This window comes from Gilliamella sp. B3801, from assembly GCF_026536645.1.
Classification (GTDB): Bacteria; Pseudomonadota; Gammaproteobacteria; order Enterobacterales; family Orbaceae; genus Gilliamella; species Gilliamella apicola_I.
On sequence record NZ_JAFNNR010000007.1, the window covers coordinates 32,653 to 45,785 of the forward strand.

A 13,133-nucleotide genomic window follows, 5' to 3' on the forward strand; every position below is an offset into this window, starting at 1 on the left:
CAAAAATATGAGTATCGAATTAACAGCTGTTGTTCTAGCTTTGATTGCGATGTTAGCCAATGGTGAATACTTATTAGGTTCATCAATGTTATCCAGACCACTTGTTACTTGTACTTTAGCTGGTTTAGTCATGGGCGACATCACACAAGGTATTGTTATTGGTGCTACATTAGAACTCGCATTTGTAGGTTCGTTTTCTATTGGCGCTTCTATTCCACCCGAAATTATATCAGGCAGTATATTGGGTACCGCTTTCGCCATTGGGGCTGGTAAAAGCACCGAAATTGCTTTGGCGTTAGGTATTCCTATTGCGTCATTAGTTTTATTGGTTAAAAACTTATGTTTTCTTTTTATTCTTCCTTATTTTGTTCATAAAGCAGATAAATACGCCAGTGAAGGCAATGGTAAAGGTATGGATCGAATGAATTTATTAGGTGGATTCTTTTCAATCAATCTGCCAATCGGTTTAGTCGTAGGACTTTCTTATCTATTTGGCAGTTCTGCGGTGAATGGTCTATTGGAAATGATACCTAAATTTATTATTGATGGATTAGGTATTGCAACTGGCTTACTACCGGCATTTGGATTTGCGATGTTAATGAAAATCATGATTAAAAAGAGCAATGTAACATTCTTTATTTTTGGTTTTGCACTTGCCGTTTATATGAAAGTACCCGTCACCGGTGTGGCTATCTTTGGGGGATGTCTTGCGCTCATTTTGACGGGGTATTCGGCATTTAATGGCAAAAAGATGATAACAGAAGAAAGCGGGCAAAAACTCAGCACCAATACAGGCAATACGGTAGCTGCACAGGAGATAGATTATGAAAATGAAGAGTTCTAAACTAATAACCAATAAGGAGTTATCCAGAACGTTTTGGCGTTCATTTACCGCTGAATGGTCATGGAATTATGAACGACAAATGAACTTAGGCTATTCCTATGCGATGCGACCAGCTTTAGATAAGATTTACAGTCATAATAAAATCGAACTCACTGATGCCTATCAACGACATTTAGAATTTTATAACGTCACACCATGGTTAATCACTTTTCCACTAGGTATTTGTATTGCCATGGAAGAACAAAATGCCACCGATAATGATTTTGATAAAAGTGCCATCAACGATGTCAAAATTGCACTAATGGGACCTTTAAGTGGTCTGGGGGATTCGTTCTTTTGGGGAACATTACGCGTTATTGCAACAGGTATTGGTACCTCTTTAGCACTGGAAGGTAATATTCTAGGTCCACTTCTTTTTTTACTTATCTTTAATGTACCTGCCATTTTAGCCCGTTATTTTGGTTTACTTATAGGCTATAACATTGGCGCATCTTTTATTGAAAAGGTTCAAAAGACAGGTTTAATGGATAAGTTATCTTATGGAGCATCAGTGTTAGGGCTATGTGTGGTTGGCGCCATGGTTGCTACTATGGTGACATTAAATATGCCGTTAAAAATTGGGTCTGGCGATGATTCAGCCTCACTACAAGATATCTTCAACGGAATTGTACCGCAAATTTTGCCTTTGATGTTTACGTTATTCATCTTCATGTTAGTCAAAAAAGGGATTAAAGCGCATTGGATACTTCTACTTATTGCCGCAATCGGGATTTTAGGGGCATGGAGTGGATTATTGGGATAATTAGGAAATAAAAATGAAAAGTATCGCAGACTATGTCGCCTTAGAGCCAGAATTTTATCAAAGCATATTAGATCATTATCAATCGTTATTTGCTGATCAGATTGATTTAAATACTGAAAAGTCACTTCAATCGATTGTCATTTTTGCCACAGGATCAAGTGCCAACGCCGCTTATGGTGCCAGACCATTGATGAGTAAAATATTAAAAATCCCTATTTATATTGAAGATCCTTCAATGGCAGCGAATTACTTACACTATAATGACGCTCATACGCTCTATTTTGCCATATCACAAGGTGGGGAAAGCTATTCTACCATTCATTTGGTTGAACAATTTATTAAAGAAAATCGAACTATTTATACCCTCACTAGCAATTCTAACAGTCCGATATATAACATCAGCAATCATGTTTTATCAATGGGGATGCCTGTTGAAGAAATGCCCTATGTCAGTGCTGGCTATAGTGTCATTATTCTTGATTTAATGTTGATAGCGTTAATTATTGGTCAAAAAACAGGGTATTTGGATAAGCAACAATTTGAAAGTTATCTTAAACAAATACAGGATATTACGACATCATTGCCACAAGTTATCCTACAATCACAATCATGGGTAAATCATCATCTCAGACAATTTAATCACGCTAAACGAGTGATTTTTATTGGCTATGGGGCAACTTATGGTGTCGCCCGTGAAGGAGAAACTAAATTCACCGAAACGGTTCGTAACACGGCGTTCGGAAAAGAGTTGGATGAGTACATGCATGGCCCTTATCTTGGCTTACATCCTGATGATTACATCATATTTATTGAACCAAAAGGATTATTAGAAGCAAGAGCCGTAGCATTAAAAACCTTTTTGAATCACTATGTAAAACAGGTAATAACCCTGTATGCACAGCACTCGCATTCTATTACTGAGCACGATCTAAACTTTGATATCCATTGTGATGAATTATTAACATCATTATTTATGACTATTCCTATTCATCTACTCAGTTACCAACTATCCCAGTTAAAGGGTCATAATCTAGAAAAATCAACATATCCAGAATTTGATAAAATCACTAAATCCAAAATTAAGAGGGGCACCGTATGAGAAAATTTGACGAACAAAAAGAGCTTAACAGTATGAATGGCGCATTAAAATTACGTCCGTTTATTAATCAGTTTATTGATCAGATTCATGAACGAGGTTATCGTAATATCTGTTGGTTAGGTATTGGTGGCACTTATGCTTCATCAATGCAAGCCGTCGTTCATATGAAAGAAAAATCTGAACTAGAAACTTTTGTGCAACATGCTGCGGAATATTTGGTAACTGGCAATAAGCGAATAACCAAAGATTCTTTAATAATCATCTCCTCCGTGACTGGCTCAACACAAGAAGTCGTTGAGGCTATCGATAAAATTCAAAAAGAAGTCGGCTCAACGGTATTAGCCTTTTTAGATAATGCTGATTCACCATTAGGCAAAATGGTAGATCACGTTATTTCTTATCCGATGAATGAACAGTTAAAATTCTTTATGACCGCAGACAGACTGATGTATTTAGCCGGTGAATTTCCAGACTATGATGAATTTTATCAACAAATGGATCAGCACTTTGCTAAAAACATTGTTGCTGTTGCCAAAAAAGCCGATGCCTTTGGACAAGACGTTGCGCAAAAACATCACGATGATGCCATGCATTACTTTGTTGGAGCCGGTAATCAATGGGGAGCAACCTATTCACACGCTATGTGTTATTGGGAAGAACAGCATTGGTTACGTTCAAAATCAATCGAATCTGCTGAATTTTTTCATGGAACATTAGAAATTATAGACAGGGATACGGCTGTTACTGTCTACGTTGGTGAAGATAGTCAGCGCTCACTTAGTGAAAGAGTAGCTAAATTTTTACCGCAAATCTGCGCTAATTACACCATAATTGATACTAAAGATTATGAATTGCCAGGTATTTCGGAAAAATATCGGGGGCACTTATCTCCATTTGTTTTTCGTGCTATTAATAACCGAATTGATGCTTATGTCGAACACCTCAATCGTCATCCAATGTCAATCCGTCGTTATTATCGTTGCTTAGATTACTAAAAGGAGTCGTGCATGATTGCAGTATTAGTAAGTACTCACGGCACAACGGCTAACAGTTTAATTGAAACGGCTGAAATGATATGCGGTAAGCAAACTCAATGTGAAGCCGTTCCTTTTTTAATGGGACAATCGCTAGATGATTTTCAAGAGCAAATTGAACAAAAGTTAGCAATGTTAACTAAATCGGGATCAGCCATTTTATGCTTAGTTGATTTAAAAGGCGGTACGCCTTTTAATACTCTTGTTAAACTGATCCCAAATTATCCGATGATGGAAATTATCACTGGCGTTAATATTCCAATGCTATTAACCACATTTATGCTTAGAACGGATAAAAATGATCTAATTGATTTATTGCCAGAAGTCATCGAATCATCAGTACAATGTATTGAGCGATATAATTTAATTTCAATTAGTAACAATAATATTCAAGATGAGGAATTTTAATTATATGATTAAAAAATAATAATTGAGGCAAATCTATTTTAGTATGCTAAAAATATATTTGCCTTAACTCATTGCTACCTTTTCAAGTTGGTTATAATTAAAATATCTTTATTCTTCATATAAATGTATTCATCTCAAAACGAGTTTAATATAACACTGTGTTATTATTTTAAAACCTACAAAAATAATTCTTATCTTGCTTGTTTTATGATGATATTTTGCTTTAATAGTAAAAAAGTCTCTTGGTATAACATCTACTTTTGGAAATAAAATATGAAAAATGTTGGTTTTGTTGGATGGCGTGGAATGGTGGGGTCGGTTCTGATGCAACGTATGGTTGAAGAACACGATTTTGATTATATTAATCCTATTTTCTTTTCGACTTCACAAGCAGGGCAAGCTGCACCTAGTTTTGGCGGTAAAACAGGAACATTGCAAAGTGCCGATAATATTGAAGCATTAAAGGCGTTAGATATTATCGTGACTTGTCAAGGTGGAGATTATACTTCCGAAATTTATCCAAAACTACGTGCTTCGGGGTGGCAAGGATATTGGATTGATGCAGCATCTACATTGCGTATGGAAGATGACGCCATTATCGTATTAGATCCTGTCAATAAAGCGAATATTCAAACTGCATTGGACAAAGGTATTAAAACGTTTGTCGGCGGGAATTGCACAGTCAGTTTAATGTTAATGTCACTGGGTGGCTTATTTGCTGAAAATTTGATTGATTGGGTGTCCGTATCAACTTATCAAGCGGCTTCTGGTGGTGGTGCTCGCCATATGCGTGAACTTTTAACGCAAATGGGGATGTTAAATGCCGAAGTTGCCAAAGAACTACAAGATCCTCACTCTTCAATTTTAGAGATTGAACGTAAAGTAACCCAAAAAATGCGTGATGGAAGTTTGCCAACCGATAATTTTGGTGTACCACTTGCTGGGAGTTTAATTCCTTGGATCGATAAAGCATTGGATAATGGACAAAGTAAAGAAGAGTGGAAAGGGCAAGCTGAAACCAACAAAATATTAGGTACCAATCAAATTATTCCTGTAGATGGACTATGTATTCGTATTGGTGCTTTGCGTTGTCATAGTCAGGCATTTACCATCAAGCTGAAAAAAGACATTAGCGTGCCGGAAATTGAAAAAATACTTGCTGCACATAATGATTGGGTAAAAGTGATACCCAATGATCGAGAATTATCCATGAGAGAGTTAACCCCAGCAGCCGTTACTGGTACATTAACCACTCCTGTTGGTCGTTTGCGTAAACTAAATATGGGTAAAGACTATTTATCAGCATTTACCGTTGGGGATCAGTTGTTGTGGGGGGCCGCAGAACCGTTACGGAGGATGTTACGCATCTTAGCATAATGGTTAACCGATGGCATGATAAAACAGCTCGATTTTTTCGGGCTGTTTTTGAACTTAAAAAGTTATTTATGCTACATCATGTTCGAGCAAAATCATCAAAAGTGATCCATTAAATAACGCTTGTTGTACTAAAGCAAATGCACCAATTGCCGAGCGGTCATTGAGTGAAGAGCAGTTGATTGAAAGATTCTTTCTTAAATCTTCTAAACTCAGTGAGTTTAAAGCGCTAGTTACTGTATCTAAAAGTATTTCTGTCGCTTTGGTGAGTTCACCTGCTAATACAATTCGTTGTGGGTTAAAAATATTGACCATAATAGCTACTGCTCGACCTAGATTTTCGCCTGCATCTTTGACTAACTTAATGGCAAGCTCATCCCCTTGATTGGCTAATTGGCAAATGTTGACGATATCACAACAATCTTTTGTTAATTTAGTCGTATAACCTTGATCAATCATCTGTTTTGCTCGTCGTTCAATGGCATCATTAACAACTCGGTTTTCCAAACAACCAAAATTACCACAATGACAGCGTTCACCTAACGCATCGACTTGAATATGTCCCACTTCGCAAGCACTTTGATTATGGTTAGTCAGTAATTGTTGATTGACAATAACACCTGATCCGACACCACGATGAACACGAATCAAAATTGAATCATCGACATCTTGCGTAGAGCCAAAATAATTTTCGGCTAATGCTAGACTTTGGATATCATTACCTAAAAAAATAGAAACATTAAATTGTTTCTGCAATATATCGGCTAAAGGCCATGCGTTAACTTGAATATGAGGTGTATATCGAACAATTCCTCTTACAGAATCAATCAATCCAGGTAGAACCACCGATATAGCAATAAGATGCTTAATCTTTTTACTATTTTTTTGAATAAATTGTTCAATTAATGTAATTAAATATTCTTGTGCTTGTTGCTGTATAAAAACGGTAAGAGGATACACTTCAGAAACTAAGCTGTTTGCTCCAAGATCATAGAGTTCAATGGTGACATGTGAACGACTTAATTGAATAGCAATGGCTTGATAATAGTCAAACTTGGCTTGAATGGAAACCGCTGGTCTTCCACCAGTTGATTGCTGGGCATCAACTTCTTTTATTAGTTTATTCTTAAGTAGCTGTCGGGTAATTTTGGTAATGCTGGCTGGAGCTAAATGACTGATTTCGGCTAACTGGATACGAGAAATGGGAGCTTGCTGAACAATTAAACGATAAATCATAGCATAATTTAATTGTTTAATTAGTTCAGCATTTCCAACTAAATTCAGATAATTAAATGTCATATCTTTTCTCAATACTATCATTAATTATCTGATATTCTAACGGGTGATTTCTCCATTAACAACCGTTTTAGTTATCGTAAAGTCTCGATTAAAAACAACTAAGTTAGCAATTTTACCTTCACTAATACTACCAAGTTGTTTATCCACACCGATTGCTTTTGCTGGGTAAAGTGTCGCCATTCTTAAGGCTTCATCTAAAGCAATACCCACATATTCAACAGCATTTTTAACTGCATCAATCATGGTTAATGCAGAACCGCCAAGCGTGCCTTTATCGTCAACGCATAGCCCATCTTTATAATAAATGGTTTTACCTGCAAAAACAGCAGAAGACAAATTAGAACCGGCTAACAACATTGCATCCGTAATTAAAATTAAGTGATCTTTCTTAATTTTATGGCTATTGCGAATGTTTGCCCAACTTACATGATGTCCATCGGCAATAATACCAACATATACTTCTGGTTCATCATATATTGCACCAACTACGCCTGGTTCACGTCCTGAAATATAAGGCATAGCATTAAATAGGTGAGTGCCTAATCGAATTCCATCATTGAAGCCACGACGACAGTCATCGTAATGACCATTGGAATGACCGACAGAAACATGAATTCCTGCATTAACTAATTGTTTAATAAAATGGCTTTCAACTCTTTCTGGCGCAAGAGTAATGATTTTAATTACATCAGCATTTTCACATAGAAAATCAATCATTTTTTGCGAAGGTGAACGAATAATGTTTTCGTCATGAATCCCTTTCTTTTCAGGACTAATATAAGGACCTTCAAGATGTAAGCCTAATGCTTGATTAGGATGTCGAGCTAAGTATTCACGCATTACCGCGACCGCTTTTATCATAAATTCATCTGTTGATGTGATTAAAGTCGGTAAATAGCTAGTACAACCATAAATAAGATTGGTCGCTTGCATCGCTTCTAATGTTTCAACACTTAATGCGTCGAGTGTCTCATTAAATTGCACACCGCCACATCCATTGACTTGAATATCAATAAATCCAGGCGCAACGATCGCTCCTTGTAGATCTTCAATTTTGATATTGTCGGGTAAATTATCTTGTTTACAAATTTTGTCAATTTTATCACCGTCGATAATAACAGCATGATTTTCAAGAATCTCATAACCGGTATAAATACGACAATTTGTTAATGCATACATTGAGTTATCCTTTATAAAATGGTCACGTTAAGATTGTCTGCTTCCATTTGTTTGAAATATTTTAATGTTTTTACTTTAAGGTCATCAGTGCTTGGTTCATCACAAACAATAATAGATGCTGGGTGCATTTGTAATGCTGATACTGTCCATAAATGATTAATTGAACCTTCAACGCCGGCTTGTAATGCTAAACTTTTGTTATGACCACAGACTAATAAAATCACTTCTTGCGCATCCATTAAAGTAGCGACACCAATAGTTAATGCATGCTTTGGAACTTGATTCACATCATTATCAAAGAAACGTGAATTGGCAATACGTGTATCTTCAGTTAGCGTTTTAATACGTGTGCGTGAACAAAGCGACGAACCCGGTTCATTAAAAGCAATATGTCCATCTTGACCAACACCACCAACAAAAATATTGATTTTGCCATAAGATTTGATTTTTTCTTCATATTGGCGACACTCTTGAGCAATATCAGTTGCATTGCCATTTAATATATGGATATTGTTTTTATCGATATCAATATGATTAAAAAAGTTTTCATGCATAAAAGTGTGATAACTTTGTGGATGATCTTCAGGAATACCAACGTATTCATCCATATTAAACGTTACCACATGTTTAAAGCTAACATCACCTGCTTGGTAGTGTTTGATCAGTTGTTGATACATCACTAATGGCGAGCTACCGGTTGGTAAGCCTAACAAAAACGGACGATCCGCTGTCGGTTTAAATTGGTTAATTTTATTCACAATACGTTGTGCAACCCAAGCGCCCACTTCTTGAGCATTTTCTAAAGGAATAAGCCTCATTCGATACCACCTTTTCTGATATAATTAGAACCACTTCTTTTTTTTTGAAGTAAAATATGTTGACTGTATTTTACTATATTAGAGCAATTAATCAAAAAAAAGCGTGATAAAAATCACATATATTGAATAATTAATTTGCGAAGTAAAATAATATAATATGAAATAGAATGGATCGTTTACTGATATCTGAAGATGCATAACAAATCATCATGTTTAGATATAGTTTAAATAAATATAAGAGGTTAAACTTATGGGAATTTTAGCTTATATGCAACGTATTGGGCGCTCATTAATGGTGCCAGTTGCAGTTCTACCTGCTGCAGCAATACTTCTAGGGATAGGATATTGGATCAATAGCGTTGAATGGGGTGCAAATAGTATTGCGGCAACATTTTTAATAAAATCTGGTGGCGCTATCATTGATAACATGCCAATTTTATTTGCTATTGGTGTTGCATATGGTATGTCCAAAGACAAAGACGGTGCAGCTGCACTTTCTGGGTTGGTCGGATTTTTGATTATTACAACATTATTATCGCCAAATTCAATTGCACTTTTTGAAGGTGTTGATACCAGTGTTGATGGTTGGCAAACGCAAATATCTCCTGCATTTGCGAAAATCAATAACCAATTTATTGGTATTTTAGTGGGTATTATCTCAGCTGAACTCTATAACAAATTTAGTACGGTTGAGTTACATAAAGCGTTAGCTTTTTTTAGTGGCAAACGACTTGTTCCGATTATTGTTTCTATCGTGATGCTACTTATCTCTGTCATCTTTTATTTTATCTGGCCAATTATTTTTGAAGCATTAGTAAAATTTGGTGAATCGATTAAGAATTTAGGTGCAGCAGGTGCAGGGGTGTATGGCTTCTTTAACCGTATATTAATTCCAGTTGGTTTACATCATGCTCTTAACTCGGTATTTTGGTTTGATGTTGCTAACATTAACGATATTCCAAATTTCTTGGCTGGTCAAAGTGCGATAGATTCTGGTAAAGCTGTTGTAGGTATTACCGGACGTTATCAAGCAGGATTCTTCCCAATTATGATGTTTGGTTTACCAGGTGCTGCTTTAGCCATGTATCACACAGCGAAAAAAGGCAATAAAGATAAAACCGCATCAATTATGTTAGCGGCTTCTTTTGCAGCATTCTTTACGGGAATTACAGAACCGCTTGAATTTGCGTTCATGTTTGTTGCACCAGTACTTTATGTTATACATGCAATTTTAACGGGCATTTCACTCTTTATTGCTGCAACGATGCAATGGATATGTGGATTTGGTTTCAGTGCCGGTTTAATCGATATGTTACTGCAATCTGGAAATCCTCTTGCAGTGCAGTGGTATATGCTCATTCTTCAAGGTTTAGTGTTCTTTGTGGTTTACTATGTTGCGTTCCGCTTTATCATTGTTAAATTTAACCTTAAAACCCCAGGTCGTGAAGATGAAGACAGTGCGGCACAATCATCGACAACTGATACCGCTAAACCAGCGCAAACGACAGCTGATACCACAGCGCTTGCTGAACAATATTTAGCTATTGTTGGCGGTAAAGAAAACCTGACTAATATTGATTCTTGTATCACTCGATTACGTTTGAGTGTGAAAGATTCTGATTTAGTTGATGAAGCAGCCGCTAAAGCATTAGGTGCAATGGCTGTGATTAAATTAGGTAAAACAGGTGTGCAAATTGTTGTTGGTCAACAAGCTGAAAAGATTGCAGATCAAATGAAAAAATTAGTTTAAACGATAACTACTTAAACTATAACTATTAATTAATCCGCCTTATTCGTCATACTTAACGACAAAATAAGGCGGTTTTTTATTTTTCTTGATTACTTATTACCCTTCGATATTCTTATTTCTTTCCGTTGTGTTTGATTTGATAATCAGTTATTGCGTTTCTAAATATGGCTTAGTCTAATGTTAATCAGACTAGATTAATCTTAATTGAAAGGATGATGTGGGCGAAACAATTTTTAATAATGAAGCAGATTAAAAATTTAATATTAAATTAGAATGTTAAAATGACATCTTGCTCATCAAGCAATTGATTTAAATCGTAATGGTTAATCACTTTAGTGGTAATATTAAAGGTGAAATCAGAAAGATTATGCGATTTTAATGCTGACTCACTCACATAAACATCTTCAATATCATAAAGTTCAAGCATATTGAATGTGGCGATATAGTCACGCATCAAAATGAGATCGGGTTGCTGTTCAGGTAATAAATGAAAAATGCCTTTATCGGTAAAAATGACCGTAATATGATTTAAAGCAGATAATGCTAAAGCCAAATCAAGTGCTTCTCGACCTTTGGCACTACCATGAGGGGAAGAATGAATAATAATGGCAATTTTCTTCATATCATTAACCGTCATATTTAAAATTGAATAACACGATCTGATAAAGTGATTGATTCAGTTAGCTCACCTAAACCGGTTAATTGAAAATAATCGGCAATATTTTCTTCGGTTATTCCACGTCTTAGCGAAGCTGCAACACAAATTGTTAAGGGTAGATCATATTTTTTTGCTAATTCTTGCCAAGCGCTGACTAAATCAAATTCATCATTGGCAGGGTCGGTATATCGATTACCATTATAAACACCATCAGCGTAAAAAAAGATATTTTTTATGGTGTGAGATGTATTTAACAATAAGGCTTGTGCAAATTGATACGCACAATAAGCAGATTGGGTCCCATAAGCAGGACCCAAAACAACGAGTGTATATTTCAATGAAGTAATCAATTTATTTATCTTATTTGCTTAAATGAAGATTGTTGATTGTTCCCATTGTTATCTCCATCAATGCCCAATAGCGAAATTTCAAAAACTAAAGTTGATTCTGGTAAAATCGCTGCTTTGTCTCCTTGAGCTGGATAATATTGACTACCATATGCTAATTCTGGTGGAATGACTAATTTGATTTTACCACCTACTCCAATTAATTGAATTCCTTCAGCCCAACCTTTAATTACTTCATCAAGTTTAAAGCTAACGGTTTCACCACGATCATATGAACTATCAAATTTACGTCCGTCAACGAGTTTACCTTCATAATGAACAATAACGTTACTATCTTTTGTTGGATGATGAGAAGAACCTTGATTAATTATTTGATAAAGTAAGCCCGACTTAGTTTGTTTTACACCACTTTGTTTAGCAAATTCTGAACGGAATTTCGAACCTGCTTCAATATTTTCTGCTTTTTCTTTTTCAAAACGCGCTTTGGCTTTTTCCATCACACGTTGACGAATAGCACTTAAAATAGCGTCAGTTTCATCATTTGATAATTGTGATTTACTGTTAAATGTTTCAGTGAGTCCGCTGATAATATAGTCAGGATCGATATCAATTTCGCTTTCTTTTAAAGAAGACGCAAATGAAGAACCTAATGCATAAGAATCTTTTTGTGTTTGAGTAGTTAATGTCACTTTATTCGGATTGGCTGATTGTTCTGCCGACGTGATAGTTTGTTCAGCATGGGTAGTTGTTTGCTTATCCGTCGGATTACTTTGGGTATCACATCCAGTTAAAGCTAACACAATTGCGCTACTGATAAGCGTCATTCTTAAAAATAACTTCATTTTAATTCTCCATATTGAAATTTTTTTATTATTATTAATATTATAACTTATTTGATATTAGATAATACAGTATTTACAAACCATTATTAGTAAAAAATTTGCCTTAACAAATCATTAACATTGTCATTAATCCTTTCTTGATGATTAAATCATTCTTGAGTGCAAGTGGCATCCTCAGTTATAATGTAAAAAGTTTATATTAATATATAAGGATAGCTATTTTGACTACCGAACTTAATACCCTTGATATCGAAGAAATTATTAGTTTATTACCACATCGATATCCTTTTTTAATGGTTGATCGTGTGATTAGTTATGAAAAAGGGAAAACACTAAAAGCAATCAAAAATGTAACGGTCAATGAGCCTTTTTTTCAGGGACATTTTCCTAATAAACCCATTTTCCCCGGTGTTTTAATTTTAGAAGCGATGGCCCAAGCAACGGGTATTTTAGCTTTTAAAAGTATTGAAGAATTATCACCCGGACAATTGTACTATTTTGCATCTATTGATAAAGCTCGTTTTAAACGACCTGTTGTGCCTGGTGATCAGATTGTACTGGATGTGGAATATATTAAAGAGCGTCGTGGAATTGCATTATTCCATGGTATAGCAACTGTTGATGGAAAGTTAGTTTGCGAAGCCGAGATGATGTGTGCTCGTAAATAGTATTGATTTGT

14 protein-coding genes are annotated in these 13,133 nt (G+C 35.6%); 8 read left to right on the plus strand and 6 right to left on the minus strand.

All coding sequences use genetic code 11. The annotated features are described in order from the left end of the window. Positions 1-7: 7 nt before the first annotated feature. The 6 genes from J3U14_RS07575 to asd all read left to right on the plus strand — a co-directional run bounded on the left by J3U14_RS07575 (position 8) and on the right by asd (position 5,564). Positions 8-844: a PTS mannose/fructose/sorbose/N-acetylgalactosamine transporter subunit IIC gene (locus tag J3U14_RS07575; protein ID WP_267350010.1), complete on the plus strand. Its 837-nt coding sequence runs from the start codon at positions 8-10 to the stop codon at positions 842-844. Continuing rightward, on the plus strand, positions 825-1,646 hold the full coding sequence (locus J3U14_RS07580; protein ID WP_267350008.1) for a PTS system mannose/fructose/sorbose family transporter subunit IID: 822 nt from the start codon (positions 825-827) through the stop codon (positions 1,644-1,646). Before J3U14_RS07575 ends, J3U14_RS07580 begins: the two co-directional genes overlap by 20 nt. Positions 1,647-1,659: 13 nt before the next feature. Further along, positions 1,660-2,745, plus strand: a complete 1,086-nt coding sequence (locus tag J3U14_RS07585) for an SIS domain-containing protein (protein WP_267350006.1) — start codon at positions 1,660-1,662, stop codon at positions 2,743-2,745. Continuing rightward, a complete protein-coding gene (locus J3U14_RS07590) occupies positions 2,742-3,740 on the plus strand; it encodes an SIS domain-containing protein (protein ID WP_267350004.1) in 999 nt (332 codons plus the stop codon). Before J3U14_RS07585 ends, J3U14_RS07590 begins: the two co-directional genes overlap by 4 nt. Before the next feature lie 12 nt (positions 3,741-3,752). Next, the gene (locus tag J3U14_RS07595; RefSeq protein ID WP_267350003.1) at positions 3,753-4,187 is read left to right on the plus strand and encodes a PTS sugar transporter subunit IIA; all 435 of its coding nucleotides are present in this window, start codon (positions 3,753-3,755) and stop codon (positions 4,185-4,187) included. A 273-nt stretch (positions 4,188-4,460) separates the two neighbouring features. After that, positions 4,461-5,564, plus strand: coding sequence for an aspartate-semialdehyde dehydrogenase (gene asd / locus J3U14_RS07600; RefSeq protein ID WP_267350001.1), 1,104 nt, complete (start codon positions 4,461-4,463; stop codon positions 5,562-5,564). 66 nt (positions 5,565-5,630) lie between these two features. Here asd and J3U14_RS07605 read toward each other — a convergent pair whose 3' ends face one another. From J3U14_RS07605 to nagB, 3 genes are read right to left on the minus strand one after another with little or no spacing between them, the layout of a single operon-like run. Beyond that, positions 5,631-6,860, minus strand: coding sequence for an ROK family protein (locus J3U14_RS07605; RefSeq protein WP_267349999.1), 1,230 nt, complete (start codon positions 6,858-6,860; stop codon positions 5,631-5,633). Between the two features lie 36 nt (positions 6,861-6,896). Next, positions 6,897-8,039, minus strand: a complete 1,143-nt coding sequence (gene nagA, locus J3U14_RS07610) for an N-acetylglucosamine-6-phosphate deacetylase (protein WP_267349997.1) — start codon at positions 8,037-8,039, stop codon at positions 6,897-6,899. A gap of 11 nt (positions 8,040-8,050) precedes the next feature. Then, a complete protein-coding gene (gene nagB, locus J3U14_RS07615) occupies positions 8,051-8,857 on the minus strand; it encodes a glucosamine-6-phosphate deaminase (protein ID WP_267349995.1) in 807 nt (268 codons plus the stop codon). A gap of 250 nt (positions 8,858-9,107) precedes the next feature. Between nagB and nagE the strand changes: the two genes are divergently transcribed. After that, positions 9,108-10,607, plus strand: a complete 1,500-nt coding sequence (nagE, locus tag J3U14_RS07620) for an N-acetylglucosamine-specific PTS transporter subunit IIBC (RefSeq protein WP_267349993.1) — start codon at positions 9,108-9,110, stop codon at positions 10,605-10,607. Positions 10,608-10,875: 268 nt separating this feature from the next. Here nagE and tusC read toward each other — a convergent pair whose 3' ends face one another. From tusC to fkpA, 3 genes are read right to left on the minus strand one after another with little or no spacing between them, the layout of a single operon-like run. Continuing rightward, entirely contained in the window at positions 10,876-11,229 is a 354-nt protein-coding gene (gene tusC, locus J3U14_RS07625) for a sulfurtransferase complex subunit TusC (protein ID WP_267349992.1), read from the minus strand. A gap of 17 nt (positions 11,230-11,246) precedes the next feature. Continuing rightward, positions 11,247-11,612 (minus strand): sulfurtransferase complex subunit TusD, encoded by a 366-nt coding sequence (tusD, locus tag J3U14_RS07630; RefSeq protein ID WP_411597052.1) that lies wholly within the window; start codon positions 11,610-11,612, stop codon positions 11,247-11,249. An 8-nt stretch (positions 11,613-11,620) separates the two neighbouring features. Beyond that, on the minus strand, positions 11,621-12,454 hold the full coding sequence (gene fkpA, locus J3U14_RS07635) for an FKBP-type peptidyl-prolyl cis-trans isomerase (RefSeq protein WP_267349990.1): 834 nt from the start codon (positions 12,452-12,454) through the stop codon (positions 11,621-11,623). Positions 12,455-12,675: 221 nt separating this feature from the next. Here fkpA and fabZ point away from each other — a divergent pair, with 221 nt between their 5' ends. After that, positions 12,676-13,122 carry a 3-hydroxyacyl-ACP dehydratase FabZ gene (gene fabZ, locus J3U14_RS07640; RefSeq protein WP_267349989.1) on the plus strand — a complete coding sequence of 149 codons (447 nt, stop codon included), beginning with the start codon at positions 12,676-12,678 and terminating at the stop codon, positions 13,120-13,122. The last annotated feature ends 11 nt before the right edge of the window (positions 13,123-13,133 follow it).

Excerpts from the sequence above, each read along its gene's own strand:
- nagA (WP_267349997.1), bottom strand. The coding sequence starts at position 8,039 with ATGTATGCATTAACAAATTGTCGTATTTATACCGGTTATGAGATTCTT.
- J3U14_RS07590 (WP_267350004.1), top strand. The coding sequence starts at position 2,742 with ATGAGAAAATTTGACGAACAAAAAGAGCTTAACAGTATGAATGGCGCA.
- J3U14_RS07585 (WP_267350006.1), top strand. The coding sequence starts at position 1,660 with ATGAAAAGTATCGCAGACTATGTCGCCTTAGAGCCAGAATTTTATCAA.
- J3U14_RS07575 (WP_267350010.1), top strand. The coding sequence starts at position 8 with ATGAGTATCGAATTAACAGCTGTTGTTCTAGCTTTGATTGCGATGTTA.
- J3U14_RS07605 (WP_267349999.1), bottom strand. The coding sequence starts at position 6,860 with ATGACATTTAATTATCTGAATTTAGTTGGAAATGCTGAACTAATTAAA.
- asd (WP_267350001.1), top strand. The coding sequence starts at position 4,461 with ATGAAAAATGTTGGTTTTGTTGGATGGCGTGGAATGGTGGGGTCGGTT.
- nagB (WP_267349995.1), bottom strand. The coding sequence starts at position 8,857 with ATGAGGCTTATTCCTTTAGAAAATGCTCAAGAAGTGGGCGCTTGGGTT.
- J3U14_RS07595 (WP_267350003.1), top strand. The coding sequence starts at position 3,753 with ATGATTGCAGTATTAGTAAGTACTCACGGCACAACGGCTAACAGTTTA.
- fkpA (WP_267349990.1), bottom strand. The coding sequence starts at position 12,454 with ATGAAGTTATTTTTAAGAATGACGCTTATCAGTAGCGCAATTGTGTTA.
- tusC (WP_267349992.1), bottom strand. The coding sequence starts at position 11,229 with ATGAAGAAAATTGCCATTATTATTCATTCTTCCCCTCATGGTAGTGCC.
- nagE (WP_267349993.1), top strand. The coding sequence starts at position 9,108 with ATGGGAATTTTAGCTTATATGCAACGTATTGGGCGCTCATTAATGGTG.
- J3U14_RS07580 (WP_267350008.1), top strand. The coding sequence starts at position 825 with ATGAAAATGAAGAGTTCTAAACTAATAACCAATAAGGAGTTATCCAGA.